The organism is Janthinobacterium sp. EB271-G4-7A (assembly GCF_020858075.1).
GTDB lineage: Bacteria > Pseudomonadota > Gammaproteobacteria > Burkholderiales > Burkholderiaceae_D > Janthinobacterium > Janthinobacterium lividum.
The window spans coordinates 1,370,151-1,387,076 of record NZ_JACYMI010000001.1; the positions used below are offsets into that span (position 1 = coordinate 1,370,151).

At 65.4% G+C, this 16,926-nt stretch carries 9 protein-coding genes; 7 read left to right on the forward strand and 2 right to left on the reverse strand.

The features are described 5' to 3' along the window. Positions 1-36 precede the first annotated feature (36 nt). The 4 genes from IGS58_RS06210 to leuB all read left to right on the forward strand — a co-directional run bounded on the left by IGS58_RS06210 (position 37) and on the right by leuB (position 4,296). Positions 37-1,029: a porin gene (locus IGS58_RS06210; RefSeq protein WP_230520883.1), complete on the forward strand. Its 993-nt coding sequence runs from the start codon at positions 37-39 to the stop codon at positions 1,027-1,029. Positions 1,030-1,080: 51 nt separating this feature from the next. Continuing rightward, the gene (leuC, locus tag IGS58_RS06215) at positions 1,081-2,481 is read left to right on the forward strand and encodes a 3-isopropylmalate dehydratase large subunit (protein WP_099394326.1); all 1,401 of its coding nucleotides are present in this window, start codon (positions 1,081-1,083) and stop codon (positions 2,479-2,481) included. An 80-nt stretch (positions 2,482-2,561) separates the two neighbouring features. Next, positions 2,562-3,209, forward strand: a complete 648-nt coding sequence (leuD, locus tag IGS58_RS06220) for a 3-isopropylmalate dehydratase small subunit (RefSeq protein WP_070260626.1) — start codon at positions 2,562-2,564, stop codon at positions 3,207-3,209. A 10-nt stretch (positions 3,210-3,219) separates the two neighbouring features. Further along, positions 3,220-4,296 (forward strand): 3-isopropylmalate dehydrogenase, encoded by a 1,077-nt coding sequence (gene leuB / locus IGS58_RS06225; RefSeq protein WP_099394325.1) that lies wholly within the window; start codon positions 3,220-3,222, stop codon positions 4,294-4,296. A 13-nt stretch (positions 4,297-4,309) separates the two neighbouring features. On the opposite strand, the gene IGS58_RS06230 is transcribed toward leuB, so the two are convergent. Beyond that, entirely contained in the window at positions 4,310-4,951 is a 642-nt protein-coding gene (locus IGS58_RS06230) for an acyl-homoserine-lactone synthase (RefSeq protein WP_070260280.1), read from the reverse strand. A gap of 198 nt (positions 4,952-5,149) precedes the next feature. On the opposite strand from IGS58_RS06230, the gene IGS58_RS06235 reads away from it, so the two are divergent. Continuing rightward, positions 5,150-5,446, forward strand: coding sequence for a hypothetical protein (locus IGS58_RS06235; RefSeq protein WP_070260281.1), 297 nt, complete (start codon positions 5,150-5,152; stop codon positions 5,444-5,446). A 50-nt stretch (positions 5,447-5,496) separates the two neighbouring features. Here IGS58_RS06235 and IGS58_RS06240 read toward each other — a convergent pair whose 3' ends face one another. Next, positions 5,497-6,048, reverse strand: a complete 552-nt coding sequence (locus tag IGS58_RS06240) for a DinB family protein (RefSeq protein WP_308153819.1) — start codon at positions 6,046-6,048, stop codon at positions 5,497-5,499. 274 nt (positions 6,049-6,322) lie between these two features. On the opposite strand from IGS58_RS06240, the gene IGS58_RS06245 reads away from it, so the two are divergent. Together IGS58_RS06245 and IGS58_RS06250 are read left to right on the forward strand one after the other, a co-directional pair. After that, positions 6,323-8,344, forward strand: a complete 2,022-nt coding sequence (locus IGS58_RS06245) for a S9 family peptidase (protein ID WP_230520885.1) — start codon at positions 6,323-6,325, stop codon at positions 8,342-8,344. Positions 8,345-8,953: 609 nt separating this feature from the next. Beyond that, positions 8,954-16,825 (forward strand): putative Ig domain-containing protein, encoded by a 7,872-nt coding sequence (locus tag IGS58_RS06250; RefSeq protein ID WP_230520886.1) that lies wholly within the window; start codon positions 8,954-8,956, stop codon positions 16,823-16,825. Positions 16,826-16,926 lie beyond the last annotated feature (101 nt).

The window sequence follows — 16,926 nt, forward strand, 5'->3', positions numbered from 1 at the left end:
CTGATCGATTCATTACATAGGACTGGTAACGATTTCATGAAAAAAAAGACAGGCATCCTGCTGGCGCTGGTGGCGGCGCTGGGCTGGCACAGCGCCGCCGCCAGCGGCGAACTGAAACTCTACGGCCTCATGGACATGGGCCTGAATCTGGAAAATGATGGCAGCGGGGGAGGAACCGTCACGCGCCTGAGCAGCGGCGGCCAGAGCAGCAGCCGCATCGGCATCAAGGGCAGCGAAGCGCTCGGCGGCGGCCTGGTCGCCAGCTTTGTGCTTGAGAACGGTATTCTGGCCGATACCGGCGGCATCGACCAGGGCGGGGTACTCTTCGGGCGCCAGTCCTGGGTCGCCCTGGGGGGCGATTTCGGCATGCTCAAGCTGGGCAGGAAATATACGGTCAGCGCCGAGGTGCTCGACAGCTTTGATCCCTTCCACATCAATATGGCGGGCGACGCCAGCCGTCTGTTCAATGTGAGTGGCAAGCGCGTCAACAACAATCTCAGCTACACGACGCCGGAGCTGCGCGGCATGAGCGCGCAGCTGTCGTGGGGATTCGGCGAACAGCCCGGCGGCCTGGCGGCCGGCCGCCAGCTTGGCGCCAGCGCCAGCTACGCGCGTGGCCCGTTGGCGCTGGCGCTGGCCTATGTCGACCAGGACAGCGCCAGCACGCGCGCCAGTGCCAGCACCATCATGCTGGGCGGCGTGTACGACGCGGGCGCGCTGAAGCTGCACGCGGGCGCGGCGCGCAACACCGACAGCGCCGGCCTGGACACGCGCGACCTGCTGCTCGGCGTGAGCGTGCCGTTCGGCGCCTCGCTGCTGCTGGCCGATTACATCCGCAAATGGGATAGCGGCAAGGCTGGCGGCAATGCCGGCCAGTTCGCCCTTGGCTACAGCTATGCGCTGTCGCGGCGGACCAATCTGTATACCTCGTACTCGCAGACGCACAATGGCCGCGCCGCCAAATACAACGCCGCGCGCAACGGCGACACCGACCGCCTGTTCAATGCCGGCATCCGCCACTTCTTTTGAGGCGGCGCCTGTCTACCTGACCCCTAACGCGGCCTTGCCGCCCTGGACACGATGAAAACGCTCTACGATAAATTATGGGAATCCCACGCGGTGCAAGTTGACGAGGATGGCACCGCCATGCTGTATATCGACCGGCACCTGCTGCATGAAGTCACCAGTCCGCAAGCCTTCGAGGGCTTGCGTGCGGCCGGACGCAAGCCGTGGCGCGTTGGCGCCAACCTGGCGGTGGCCGATCACAACGTGCCGACGGGCGACCGCGCCGGCGGCATCGCCGACCCGGTCGCGCGGCGCCAGGTCCAGACCCTCGATACCAACGCCCGCTTCTACGGCCTGACCTATTTCGACATGCACGACAGGCGCCAGGGCATAGCGCACGTGGTCGGGCCGGAGCAGGGGGCGACCCTGCCGGGCATGACGGTCGTCTGCGGCGATTCGCACACCTCGACGCATGGCGCCTTTGGCTGCCTGGCCTTCGGCATCGGCACTTCCGAAGTCGAGCATGTGCTGGCTACCCAGACCCTGCTGGACCGCAAATCGAAGGCCATGCTGGTGCATATCGACGGCGTGCTCGCATCCGGCGTCACGGCCAAGGATATCGCCCTGGAAGTGATCGGGCGGATCGGCACGGCCGGCGGCACTGGCTACGCCATCGAGTTTGCCGGTCCGGCCATCCGCGCGCTGTCGATGGAAGGGCGCATGACGCTCTGTAACATGGCGATCGAGGCGGGCGCGCGCGCCGGCATGATCGCGGTGGACGAGACGACGATCGCCTATGTCAAGGGGCGGCCGTATGCGCCGGCGGGCGCGCAGTGGAAAAAAGCCGTCGCGTATTGGAAGACGCTGCACACGGATGCGGGCGCCAGTTTCGACCGCGTGGTACTGCTCGATGCCGCGGGCATCAGCCCGCAAGTGACCTGGGGCACCTCGCCGGAAATGGTCGTGGCCGTCGACGGCCGCGTGCCGGATCCCGGCGCGGAGCGGGACGCGGCGCGCCGCGAGGCCATGAGCAAGGCGCTGGCCTATATGGATCTGGCGCCCGACACCCTGATCGCCGACATCCGCATCGACAAGGTGTTCATCGGCTCCTGCACCAATGCGCGCATCGAGGATCTGCGCTCGGCGGCCGAGGTCGTGCGCGGCAAGCGGCGCGCCGCCAGCGTCAAGCTGGCCATGGTGGTGCCCGGCTCGGGCCTGGTGAAGGCGCAGGCCGAGCGGGAGGGGCTGGACCGCGTCTTCAGGGAGGCCGGCTTCGAATGGCGCGAGCCTGGCTGCTCGATGTGCCTGGCCATGAATGCCGACCGCCTGGAACCGGGCGAACGCTGCGCCTCGACCTCGAACCGCAACTTCGAGGGGCGCCAGGGCGCGGGCGGACGCACGCATCTCGTCTCACCGGCGATGGCCGCCGCGGCAGCCATTGCCGGTTGCTTCGTCGATGTGCGCAAGATGAGTTAAGGCCGGCATACGCCGCTTGCATATCAACGCGGCGCCGGCTGGACATCCGGCCGGCGCGCTCTTCAGGGGAGGCTCAAAGCATGGAAAAATTCACACAGCATACCGGCCTGGTCGTACCGCTTGACCGCGCCAACGTCGACACCGACGCGATCTTGCCCAAGCAGTTTCTGACGGCGATCCACCGCACCGGTTTCGGTCCCAATCTGTTCGACCAGTGGCGCTATCTGGACACCGGCGTGCCGGGCCAGGATAACAGCCGTCGTCCGCTGAATCCCGACTTCGTGCTCAACGAGGCGCGCTACCAGGGCGCCTCGATACTGCTGGCGCGCGCCAATTTTGGCTGCGGCTCGTCGCGCGAGCATGCGCCCTGGGCGCTGGGCCAATACGGCTTTCGCGTCATCATTGCTCCATCGTTTGCCGACATTTTCTTCAATAACTGCTGCAAGAACGGCTTGCTGCCCATCGTGCTGGGTGAAGCGCAAGTCCATTACCTGTTCAAGGCGGTCGGCGCCGAACCGGGCTTCCGGCTGGAAGTCGACCTGGCGCGCCAGCGCGTTGCCGCCACCGATGGCAGCTTCGCCTGTTCCTTCTTCATCTCCGCGTTCACGAAGTATTGCCTGCTGAATGGCTTCGACGATATCAGCCTGACCTTGCGCCGTGCCGATGCCATCCGCCGCTTTGAAGAACGCCATTTGACGAAAAATCCCTGGTTGGCCAACGTAATGTAAAGATCATTCCATGAAAATTGCAATCCTGCCCGGCGACGGCATCGGTCCTGAAATCATCGCGCAAGCCGTCAAGGTCTTGAATGTGCTGGGCGAATCGTTCGAGCTGGAAACGGCGCCCGTGGGCGGCGCCGGCTATGCCGCCCATGGCCATCCCTTGCCGGAAGGCACCCTGGCCCTGGCGAAAGCGGCCGATGCCGTGCTGTTCGGCGCTGTCGGCGACTACCAGTACGACAATCTGGAGCGCCAGTTCCGTCCCGAGCAGGCGATCCTGGGCTTGCGCAAGAACCTGGGCCTGTTCGCCAACCTGCGTCCGGCCATTCTGTATCCGGAGCTGGCGGGCGCCTCGACCCTGAAGCCGGAAGTGGTGTCCGGCCTGGACATTTTGATCATCCGTGAACTGACGGGCGACATCTATTTCGGCCAGCCCCGCGGCGTGCGCGAGTGCCCGGATGGTCCGTTCAAGGGCCAGCGCGAAGGTTTTGACACCATGCGCTATGCGGAAGGGGAAATCCGCCGCATCGCCCACGTGGCTTTCCAGGCCGCGCAAAAGCGCGACAAGCGCCTCACCAGCGTGGACAAGGCGAACGTGCTGGAAACCTTCCAGTTCTGGAAAGATATCGTCACCGACGTGCACAAGGAATACCCGGATGTGGCGCTCGATCACATGTATGTCGACAACGCGGCCATGCAGCTGGTGCGGGCGCCGAAGAAATTCGACGTCATGGTGACCGGCAACATGTTCGGCGACATTCTGTCGGATGCGGCCGCCATGCTGACGGGCTCGATCGGCATGCTGCCGTCGGCCTCGCTCGACGCCAACAACAAGGGCTTGTATGAGCCGTCGCACGGCTCGGCGCCCGATATCGCGGGCAAGGGCATCGCCAATCCGCTGGCGACGATCTTGTCGGCGGCCATGATGCTGCGCTATTCGCTCAACCGCGAAGAGCAGGCAAGCCGCATCGAGGCTGCTGTCAAGCAAGTGCTGGCGCAGGGCCTGCGCACGGCCGACATCCATGAAGCGGGCACGACTTTGGTCGGTACCGAGGCGATGGGTGATGCCGTGGCGCGTGCCTGCGCCGCTGCCTGAGATGGCGCCGCGTCTATTGCACTACCCGCGCCGCCTGGCTGGCGCGTGCCGGCGGTGCCACATGCTGGGCGGCAAGCAACAGGCTCGAACGTGCCGCCGCCAGTTGCGCCGTCGTGACGTCGATCGAGAACGCCACCGAGCGCTCGTGCCCGACCATCATCGGCGGGCCGAAGCGCTTGACGTGCAAGCCGATCTTGCGCAGCAGTTTTTCAAAGGCGACGGTCGTGACGCCGACGTAGCACGTGATGTTGTTGTCCAGGGCGAATTCCAGTGCCTCGACCACCATGTGCGAACTGGCCAGCGAGAAGCGGTGTTCGCCGCCTTTCGACTGCTCGAAGGCGAACCGGCTGAGCTCCCAGGTATCTTCGGCGTTCGGAATGGGATTGCCTTGCAGCAATTGCGGGAAAACGGACTTGAGCATGTAGTCGCCGGTCGTCGGCAGCAGGCGCGCGCAGCCGAACAGTTTGCCGCTGATATCGCGCGCCAGCATGTACACGGGGAACAAATCATCGTATTCGTCCGATTCCATGCCGTCCGCCGTATGCACGTCCCAGTGCAGCCGTTCGCAGAATACCATGTGGCGCAGCCGGTACATGGCATGGGTGTCTTCGGGTTTCATGTTGTCGCGTGTACAGGCGCTGACAGTGATGACCATGGTTCGCTCTCCATTCAAATTTGATAATGCTTCCATATAAACATTGACTGTAGTTAACTGATACTGTAGGTTCCAACAGGTGTCTGTCCGACAATAGACGTGTCATGACACTGGCCCAGGAAGCAACGGCTGGCATCTGCGAGTAGCAACAAGGTGTTGTGGCGCCACGCCTGCTGGCGCCGTGATCAGAAAAGAGTAATGCCGATGAAATTTCCAGAAGCGATGACGGATAGAATTTCCGTTTTGAAGTCGAACGGTGTGCGTGTCGATGGCTTGCGTGCACTGGTCAAGAAAAACAGTATCTTGACCCAGCAGGATCTGGTGGTGATCGAGGCAGGCGACTTAATCGTGCGGCAACTTTGCACGGGGCGCGAAGAGACGTATGAAGTGCTAGATCCGGGATTCCACGAGAAATTTTATGATATCCGGGCGGCCTACCATATGGAGGTGCGGCGCTGCGACCGCGCCAGACGCGGCAAGCTGGCCGCGGACTGACGCGGGAAGGCTGGCGGCCGGGGGCGTGCTGCCGCCCGTGCCTGCGCTCGTCAATCTTCGTTGGGAATCAGCATCAGCAGGTCGGTGACGCCGATGTCGATGCTGCTTTGCGACAGCAGGGTGGTGGCCTGGCCCCGGTGATGCGTCTGGTGATTGAAAAAATGCATGATCAGGCTCGAATAGCGCTTGCGCGACACCATGCCTTTCATGTTGGCGTAGCCGAGCGGCTGTTCCAGGTCACCTGGCGTCAGGTCGGCGGCCCAGCGCTGTATGGTCTGGTCCAGCGTATGGCGCAGCCTGAGCAGGCCCGTCAGGTCTTCGGCCTGCGGCTGGTTCAGCGCCGCCGGGGCGGCTGCCGCGCGGATGGCGTCGAGCGCCGGCTGGCGTGCCGGATGTCCGCAGAAGCGCTTGAGCCAGATCGTATCGGCGACGACAAGGTGGTTCATCGTGCCGAAGAGGGAGCCAAAAAAAGCCTTGCGGTCGGCAAAGAGCTCCTCCTGAGATAGTTGCCCAGCTGCACTATACAGTTTCTCGTTCATTACTTCATTGTAGGCGGCCATTCGGACGATATGGTCACATGTGCTCATGAGTGCTCTCTCCATGTCAGGGCTGAATTACTGCACGCAGATAGTGTATGGTTTTGCAAGAATTGGCAAGCGTGCTACGTCCGCTCGGGTCGCGCCATCGTGCCATCGTGCCAGCGTCTTGCGCTTGCTCAATTCTCGCCTCCCGCATTTCATTCCCCGCTACAGGCATTCTGTTCCCCCGTTTCCTGATTTGGTCATTGTGATCAGCCTGGCAACAGCCGTTTGGCCTATGATGGCCTGGCACATGCACGTGTGAAGTTTCCCTTCATTCATCAACCATGAGGTGTCCATGATCCGCTATGCCCTGCCTGCCCTGCCTGCCCTGTTGTTTGCCGCCGCCCTGCCGGCGCACGCCCAAGCCCCTGCCAATGACACGCCGCTGATCGAGCGGGCGAAGATTTTTGGCAATCCCAGCAAGTCCGGCGGGCGCATCAGCCCGGATGGCAAGTGGCTGTCGTGGATCGCGCCGCGCGACGGCGTGCTCAATGTGTGGGTGGCGCCGGCCAGCGACCCGGCGCAAGCTCGCCCGCTGACGGAAGAAAAGGTGCGGCCCATCCGCAGCAGCTTCTGGTCGCCCGATTCGAAAACCCTGCTGTTCATCCAGGACAAGGGCGGCGATGAAAACTTCCTGCTGTACGGCGTGAACGTGGCGAGCGGCAAGCAGATCAACTACACGCCGTTCGAGAAGACCCGCGTGCGGATAGTCCAGATCAGCAGCAAGGTGAAGGACCGCATCCTCGTCGGCATCAATAACCGCGATGCGCGCTGGCACGACGTGTACAGCCTGGACCTGGCCAGCGGCAAGCTGACCCTGGTGCAGCAGAATGATGGCTATGGCGGCTATGTCGCCGATGAACTGCTCAACTTGCGCATTGCCAGCAAGGCGCGCGCCGATGGCGGCATGACGTATTTCCGCCTGGCCGATGGCAAGGTCGAGAGCACGCCGCTGGCCGAAGTGGGCCTGGAAGATGCGCAGACCACGTCGCCGCTGGCGTTCACGGTCGATGGCAAGACCCTGTACTGGAACGATTCGCGCGGCCGCAATACCTCGGCGCTGCTGGCGCAGGACGTGGCCAGCGGCAAGAGCACGGTGGTGGCGCAAGACCCGCGCACGGATATTGCCGATGCGCTGTACGACACGCGCACGGGCCGCGTGCAGGCCTACACGGTCAATTTTCTGCAGCAGGAATATCTGCCGCTGACGAACGACCTGAAAGCCGACCTGGCCTTCCTGAAAAAAAATACCCAGGGCCAGTTCACGGTAACGTCGCGCACGGATGCCGACGATAAATGGCTGGTGGCCGTCGATGCCGTCACGGCGCCGCCATCGAGCTGGCTGTACGAACGCAAGACCCGAAAGCTCACGCGGCTGTACGTGACGCGTCCGGAACTGGAAGGCGCACCGCTGGTGCCCATGTATCCGCAGCAAATCAAGGCGCGCGACGGCCTGAACCTGGTGTCGTATCTGACCCTGCCGCAAGCATCGAAGGCGAACGCCGGCGGCACGCCATCGCAGGCGGTGCCGATGGTGCTGCTGGTGCACGGCGGCCCGTGGGCGCGCGATACGTATGGCTACAACGGCTATCACCAGTGGCTGGCCAACCGCGGCTACGCCGTGCTGTCGGTGAACTTCCGCGGCTCGACGGGCTTCGGCAAGCAATTCATCTCGGCCGGCGACCTGCAGTGGGGCCGCAAGATGCATGACGACTTGCTCGACGCCGTGCAATGGGCGGTGAAAAGCGGTGTGACCACGGCCGACAAGGTGGCCATCATGGGCGGCTCGTATGGCGGTTATGCCACCCTGGCCGGCATGGCGTTCACGCCGACGACGTTTGCCTGCGGCGTCGACATCGTCGGCCCGTCGAACCTGTTTACCTTGCTGCAAACCATACCGCCGTATTGGGAAGCGGGCAAGCAGCAGTTCTACAAGCGCATGGGCGACCCGACCACGGAAGAGGGCAAGGCGCTGCTGAAGGAGCGTTCGCCGCTGAACTTTGCGCAGAATATCCAGCGCCCGCTGCTGATCGGCCAGGGCGCGAACGACCCGCGCGTCAACGTGGCTGAATCGGACCAGATCGTGGCGGCCATGGCGGCCAAGAACATCCCCGTCACGTATGTGCTGTTCCCCGACGAGGGCCATGGTTTTGCCCGGCCCGTGAACAACATCGCTTTCAATGCGGTGACGGAAAACTTCCTGGGGCAATGCCTGGCTGGGCGCGCCGAGCCCATCGGCGCCACCCTGAAGGCGTCCACCGCGCAGGTGAAACATGGCGCGGAGTTTGCGCCGGGCTTGAAGCAAGCACTGCAGTAAAGCTGACGACAGGTGGCAATGGCCTGCCGGGCAACATGCCGGGCAGGCCATGCTGCCCGCTGGCAAGAATTTCTGCGCGGGTGGCTTGCAAGGTGACAGCCTCGGGCGTGGCGTGCGTGCAACTGAGGGCAGGGTACGCGAGGCCGTATTCGATGCGGTCGCTGCTGCTGCAGCGGCAAGCATGCGCCGCCAGAATTTTCCCATGCAAAGCCGTCTTCCTGTTGGCGCACCGAGCGTACTCGACAGGGAAAATGGGCGGCAAGCCCTTGCTGTTGCCCATGCAGACTAGCCTGATGCCACGTCCGCATGGCTTACGGCGAGCAGGTCAATAGAGCCTCCCACGCGGGTTTCTTTTCCATAATTGTTGTTGAATAAATACACTATTTTAATAGCAATTGATTTTTATTAAAAAACTTCCCTATTTGATAATATTTTATAGTTGCTTTCTTTGTAAGCCGTAGTAGCATAGATTGACTTAAAGCAAGGTTTAATCATGCTGGGAAGCCACCTTGAGTCCTGTTGACGGTAGTTGTCATCGGCGTGCAGGTTTGCCTTGACCGTTATCTGCAATAGCTCCAGCGCCAAGATAAATGTATTGAGGGAAGACAAATGTTTCTAAATTTCACGAAATTTGGATGGCTATCCACGCCTGTCCGGAGTGTTGATGGCTTCATTGCCAGGGCCCATGGCGCGCCGCCTGTCCAAGGCTTGCTGCCATCGTGGCTGATGCGCCTGGCGGGAACCCTGCTGTTTGTCTTGCTATCCCTCTTTTCCAGCCAGGCTTCCGCCGCCAGTGCCTGCCCGAGTCCGCGCAACATCAGCGTGGTGGCGGGGCAAGAGTATTACGAGGATTATTCCAATTCGGCTTGTTCCCCCTTCGGCCTGACGGGCACCCTGGTGCCGCCGCAACACGGCACGCTGGAGGATTCGAACCAGACGAATGCCGTGCGCTACAGGAATACGAATCTCAGCGCGACCTCCGATACCTTCACCGTCAAGGACGATGTGGCGCAGCCCATCGTGTACAACGTCACGATCACTTCCGCCATCGTGCTGTCGCCTGCCACCGTGCCGACTGCGACGGTGGCCCAGGCTTATCCTGTGACGGCCTTGAGCGCGACGGGCGGCGCGGCGCCCTACACCTACGCGGTGACGGCTGGCAGCTTGCCTGCAGGCATGAGCCTGTCCGGCGCCGGTAGTCTGTCTGGCACGCCGACGGCGGGAGGCACGTTCAATTTCACCGTGCGGGCCACGGACTCGCTGGCTGCCAATGGCACGCGCGCTTATGCGCTGACGGTCAATGCGCCAACCATCACCGTCGCGCCGACGGTCATGCCGGCAATGACAGTCGGTCTTGCCTATAGCCAGGGCATCACTGCGGCGAACGGCACGGCCACCTATACCTATGCCATCACTGGCGGCAGCCTGCCCACGGGCTTGAGCCTGGCCGCGAACGGCACCTTGTCCGGCACGCCCACGGCAGCGGGGCCGTATAACTTCACCGTCACCGCGACCGACAGCAGCGGCGGCAGCGGCCCCTATACGGGGTCGCGCGCGTATTCCGTCACCGTCGCGGCCGGCGCCCCCGTGGCCGGTGCCGTCAGCGCCACCGTGGCCTATGGCAGCAGCGCCAACCCGATCACCCTGAACCTGAGCGGCGGCGCGGCGACGTCGGTGGCCGTGGCCTCCGCTGCCTCGCACGGCACGGCGACGGCCAGCGGCACCAGCATCACCTACACGCCGATGGCCGGTTACGGCGGACCGGACAGCTTCACCTACACGGCCAGCAACGGCATCGGCACCTCGGCACCCGCCACCGTGACGATCACGGTCGCCGGTCCCACCATCACGATTGCGCCAAGCACCGTGCCAGCAGCAAACGTTGGGGCGGCCTACAGCCAGAACGTGACGGCGGCAAACGGTTTCGCGCCGTACGGATATGCGATCAGCGCCGGCGCCTTGCCGGCCGGCCTGACCTTGAATGCTGCCACCGGCGTGCTGTCGGGCACGCCAACGGCGGGCGGCGTCTTCAACTTTACCGTGCGCGCCACGGACAGTTCGACGGGCAGCGGCCCGTATTCCGGCGCGCGCGCCTACTCGATGACGGTGGCAGCACCAACGATCAGCATCACGCCGACGGTCATGCCGGCCATGACGGCCGGCGTCGCCTACAGCCAGTCCATCAGCGCCGCCGGCGGCACGGCCACGTATAGCTATGCCATCACCGGCGGCAGCTTGCCGACGGGCCTGAGCCTGGCTCCGGATGGCACTCTGTCGGGCACGCCGACGGCGGCGGGACCATTCAATTTCACCGTCACCGCGACCGACAGCAGCACCGGCGCCGGACCATACACGGGTTCGCGCGCGTATTCCGTCACCGTAGCGGCCGGCGCTCCCGTGGCCGGCAATGTCAGCGCCAGCGTGGCCTATGGCAGCAGCGCCAACCCGATCACGCTGAACCTGAGCGGCGGCGCGGCGACGTCGGTGGCTGTGGCCTCCGCTGCCTCGCACGGCACGGCGACGGCCAGCGGCACCAGCATCACCTACACGCCGACGGCCGGTTACGGCGGGCCGGACAGCTTCACCTACACGGCCAGCAACGGCGTGGGCACCTCGGCGCCGGCCACCGTGACGATCACGGTCGGCGGCCCCACCATCACGATTGCGCCAAGCACCGTGCCCGCGGCAGCCGTGGGTGCTGCATACAGCCAGAGCGTGACGGCCGCGAACGGCACCGGGCCGTACACCTACGCCATCAGCGCCGGCACCTTGCCGGCCGGCCTGACCTTGAATGCTGCCACCGGCACGCTGTCGGGCACGCCGACGGCGGGCGGCGTCTTCAACTTTACCGTGCGCGCCACGGACAGTTCGACGGGCAGCGGCCCATACTCTGGCGCGCGCGCCTACTCGATGACGGTGGCAGCACCAACGATCAGCATCACGCCGACGGTCATGCCGGCGATGACGGCCGGCGTCGCCTACAGCCAGTCCATCAGCGCCGCCGGCGGCACGGCCACGTATAGCTATGCCATCACCGGCGGCAGCTTGCCGACGGGCCTGAGCCTGGCTCCGGATGGCACTCTGTCGGGCACACCAACGGCGGCGGGACCATTCAATTTCACCGTCACGGGCACCGACAGCAGCACCGGCAGCGGCCCCTACACGGGTTCGCGCGCGTATTCCGTCACCGTAGCGGCCGGCGCGCCCGTGGCCGGCGCCGTCAGCGCCAGCCTGGCCTATGGCAGCAGCGCCAACCCGATCACGCTGAACCTGAGCGGCGGCGCGGCGACGTCGGTGGCTGTGGCCTCCGCTGCCTCGCACGGCATGGCGACGGCCAGCGGCACCAGCATCACCTACACGCCGACGGCCGGCTACGGCGGGCCGGACAGCTTCACTTACACGGCTACGAACGGCATCGGCACCTCGGCGCCCGCCACCGTGACGATCACGGTCGGCGGTCCCACCATCACGATTGCGCCAAGCACCGTGCCCGCGGCAGCCGTGGGTAGCGCATACAGCCAGAGCGTGACGGCCGCGAACGGCACCGGGCCATACACCTACGCCATCAGCGCCGGCGCCTTGCCGGCCGGCCTGACCTTGAATGCTGCCACCGGCACGCTGTCGGGCACGCCGACGGCGGGCGGCGTCTTCAACTTTACCGTGCGCGCCACGGACAGTTCGACGGGCAGCGGCCCGTATTCCGGCGCGCGCGCCTACTCGATGACTGTCACTGCGCCGACGATCACGGTGGCACCAACGGTGATGCCGGCGATGACAGCCGGCGTCGCCTACAGCCAGGGCATTGCCGCCGGCGGCGGCACGGCCCCGTATAGCTATGCCATCACCGGCGGCAGCGTGCCGACGGGCCTGAGCCTGGCGGCGGACGGCACCTTGTCCGGCACGCCGACGGCAGCGGGGCCATATAACTTCACCGTCACCGCGACCGACAGCAGCAGTGGCAGCGGACCCTACACGGGGTCGCGCGCCTACTCCGTCACGGTGGTGGTGGCGCCCCCAGTGGCCGGCGCCGTCAGTGCGACGGTGGCGTATGGCAGCAGCGCCAATCCGATCACCCTGAACCTGAGCGGCGGCGCGGCGACGTCGGTGGCGGTGGCCTCCGCTGCCGGCCACGGCACGGCGACGGTCAGCGGCACCAGCATTACTTACACGCCGGCGGCAGGTTATTCCGGGCCGGACAGCTTCTCCTACACGGCCAGCAATGGTGGCGGCACGTCGGCGGAAGCCATCGTGACGATCACGGTAACGCCCAGCGTGCCCGTTGCCGGCGCCGTCAGCGCGACGGTGGCGTATGGCAGCAGCGCCAATCCGATCACCCTGAACCTGAGCGGCGGCGCGGCGACGTCGGTGGCGGTAGCCTCCGCCGCCGGCCACGGCACGGCGACGGCCAGCGGCACCAGCATCACTTACACGCCGGCGGCAGGTTATTCCGGGCCGGACAGCTTCTCTTACACGGCCAGCAATGGTGGCGGCACGTCGGCGGCTGCCGTCGTGACGATCACGGTGACGCCTAGCGTGCCGATTGCCGGCGCCGTCAGCGCGACGGTGGCGTATGGCAGCAGCGCCAATCCGATCACCCTGAACCTGAGCGGCGGTACGGCGACGTCGGTGGCGGTGGCCTCCGCCGCCGGCCACGGCACGGCGACGGTCAGCGGTACCAGCATCACTTACACGCCGACGGCAGGCTATGCCGGGCCAGACAGTTTTACCTATACGGCCAGCAATGCCGGCGGCACGTCTGCGTCAGCCACAGTGACGGTCACAGTAGGCAATCCTAGCGTCAGCCTGACCCCGGCCACCTTGCCCAATCCGACGGCGGAGGCAGCCTACACTGCAACCCTGGCGGCGACGGGCGGCACGGCGCCGTATACCTACAGCGTGACCAGCGGCACCTTGCCTGTCGGCCTGAGCCTGAATGCGGCCACCGGCGTGTTGTCCGGTACGACCAATGTGGCCGGCAGCTTCCCTGTCAGCATCAAGGTCGCGGACAGCAGCACCGGCGCGGGGGCACCGTTCAGCGCCAGCAACAGCTATACCTTGATAGTGGTTGCCCCCGTAATCTCGGTGACGCCAGGTTCGCTGGCGGCGCCGAAAGTGGCCACGGCGTATAGCCAGCAATTGTCGGCCAGCGGCGGCGTCGCTCCCTATGCCTTCACGGTGTCGGCCGGCAGCCTGCCTGCGGGCCTGACGCTGAGCAGCAGTGGTCTGCTCAGCGGCACCCCAACGGCGGGCGGCAATTTCACCGCGACCGTGCAGGCGGCCGATGCGCACCAGTTCACAGGCACGCAAAGCTATACCCTGGTGGTGTCCTCGGCCACGGTCAGCCTGACGCCGACCACCTTGCCGAATCCAACGGCGGAAGCGGTCTACACTACGACGCTGACGGCAGCGGGCGGCACGGCGCCGTACACCTTCAGCGTCAGCAGCGGTACCTTGCCCGCTGGCCTGAGCCTGAATGCGGCCACGGGCGTACTGTCCGGCACGACGAATGTGGCGGGCAGTTTCCCGTTCAGTATCAAGGTCACGGACAGCAGCACGGGCACGGGTGCGCCGTTCAGCGCCACCAGTAGTTATACCGTGACCGTCGGCGCGCCGACGATCACGCTCACGCCGGCCACCTTGCCGGCGGCGACAGTGGCCACGGCGTACAGCCAGCCACTGTCGGCCAGCGGCGGCATCGCTCCCTATGCCTACACGGTGTCGGGCGGCAGCCTGCCAGCGGGCCTCACCTTGAGCAGCAGCGGCTTGCTGAGCGGCACGCCAACGGCAGCCGGCAGTTTTACCGTGACCGTGCAGGCGGCCGATGCGCATCTGTTTACCGGCACGCAAAGCTATACGCTGGTGGTGTCTTCGGCGACGGTCAGCCTGACGCCAGCCACCTTGTCCAATCCAACGGCGGAAGCGGCCTACAGCGCGACCCTCTCGGCGACGGGCGGCACGGCGCCGTACACCTTCAGCGTCAGCAGCGGTACCTTGCCCGCTGGCCTGAGCCTGAACGGGGCCACGGGCGTACTGTCCGGCACGACGAATGTGGCGGGCAGTTTCCCGTTCAGCATCAAGGTCACCGATAGCAGCACGGGCGTGGGCGCGCCATTCAGCGCGAGCAACAGCTATACCCTGGCAGTGGCGGCACCGGTCCTGACACTGACGCCGGCCAGCCTGGCGGCAATCCGTGCCGGCGACGCGTACAGCCAGACATTCACGGCGGCCGGCGGCATCGCGCCGTATGCGTACTCCGTGAGCGGCGGCGCCTTGCCAACGGGCCTGGTGCTCAATGCGGCGACCGGCATCGTCAGCGGCACGCCGACGGTGGCGGGCAGCTACAACTTCACCTTGCAAGCGAAGGACGCGCACCAGTTCACGGTGCAGCAAGCGTTGACCCTGCAAGTGAACCAGGCGCCGCCGCCGGTGCCGAATGAAACGGCGACGACGTCAGCCAACCAGGAAGTGAGCCTGACCATCGCTTCCACGGATGGCAGCCCGATCACCGATGTGACCATCGTCACGCCGCCGCAGCATGGGCGCGTCACGGTGGTGACGAGCGGTGCGGCGGGCGGTGGCAGCGGCCGCTCCTTCAAGGTGACGTATGTGCCGAATGCGAACTACTTCGGTCCTGACGCCTTCAGCTACACGGCGACTGGGCCGGGCGGCACGTCCGCGCCCGCGACGGTCAGTGTGACGGTGGCGCCGCAGCCGGTGCCGGTACCTGTCGCCAAGACGGTCACGGTATTGGCCGGCACGCCGGTGACCCTGCCCGTGACGCAAGGCGCCACGGGCGGGCCGTTCACGGCAGTGGCGATTACCACGCAGCCGGCCAGCGGCACGGCAGCGGTGAATGGCATGGACATCGTCTATACGCCAGGCATCAATACCAGCGGCCAGATCAGCATCGGCTACACCGTGTCGAACGTGTTCGGCACCTCGGCGCCGGTGACGTCGACGATTTCCGTCAATCCGATGCCGCAGGTGGCCAGCCAGAGCGCCACGGTGGTGGCCGGCCTGACGGTCAATGTGGACCTGACGGCGGGCGCCACGGGCGGTCCGTTCACGGCGGCGAATGTGCTGAGCGTGGCGCCGGCGGAGGCGGGCAAGGCGGTGGTGCGCGACGTGGGCACGGCGGGCAAGCCGTCGTACCAGCTGAGCTTTGCGGCCTCGGGCAAGTTTGCCGGCGCAGCGGTGGTCAGCTATACCCTGAGCAATGCCTTTGCCACCTCGAAGCCGGGCGTGGTCAACGTGACCGTGACGGCGCGCCGCGACCCGTCGGTCGATCCGGAAGTGATCGGCCTGCAGGCGGCGCAAGCCGATGCGGCGCGGCGTTTCGCCAGCGCGCAGCTGTCGAACTTCACGCAGCGCCTGGAAAGCCTGCATGGCGACGGCTGGGGACGTTCCAGCTTTGGCCTGAGCCTGACGCCGCCGAACGACAGCGGCAACCCGACGGCGGCGCTGGCGCGCTGGCAGGAGCAGGAAGCGGACCGCGTGTTCGGCACGGCCGTGAAACCGTTCATGCGCAAGGCTTCCCTGCGCCAGCCCGATGCCGGTTTCAGCAGCGAGCGGCAACAGGTGGATGTCAGCGGCGCCACGAACGGCTTGCCGGACATGCCGCAGCGCCCGGACACGCAGAAGCAGGCCTTGGCATTGTGGCTGGGCGGTGCGGTGGACTTCGGCCAGCACGATGTGAATGGCCGCGACACGGGCTTCCGTTTCCGCACCAACGGCGTGAGCGTGGGTGGCGATTACCGCCTCAGCGACCTGGCGACCCTGGGCGTGGGCGCCGGCTTCAGCCATGACCGCAGCGACGTGGGCCAGAACGGCAGCCGCAGCACGGCCGACAGCGCCGTGGCGGCCGTGTATGGCAGCCTGCGTCCGAGCAAGGGCGTCTTCCTTGACGGCGTGCTCGGCTACGGTACCCTGCAATACGATGCGTCGCGCTACCTTACCGATGGCAGCGGTTTCGCCACGGGTGAACGCGACGGCAAGCAGGTGTTCGGCGCGCTGGTGGGCGGCATCGAGATGCGCCAGGAAATGTGGATGTGGTCGCCGTATGGCCGGGTGGAACTGATGTCGGCCAAGCTCGATCCGTACACGGAGAAAGCGGCGGGCATCAACGCGCTGAGCTACTTCAAGCAGACGGTGCGTTCGCGCATCGGCGCGCTGGGCGTGCGGGCCGAGGGCATCTATGTGGGCGGCCTGGGCACGTGGTTCCCGCGTGCGCGGCTCGAGTACCGGCACCAGTTCCAGGGCGCCGATGATGCGCGCCTGGCCTATGCCGACCTGGCGGCCGACGGCCCCGTGTACGTGATCCGCACGGTGCCGCAGCAGACGGGCAACTGGACGGCGGGACTGGGCGTCAAACTGCTGCTGTCGAACGGCATGACCATTACCCTGGACTACAACAGCAATCTGAACATGGATAGCGGACGTAGCCAGTCGGTGATGTTCGGTATTGCCATGCCGCTCAAGTAGCGCTACGGCTCAAGGAGGTGACGCCGCGGGGCGGGAGCAGCTTGCTCCCGCCCCGCGGTGCATATGACGTCTGGTTTTTCATGTCATTGCCGTGCCAGGGC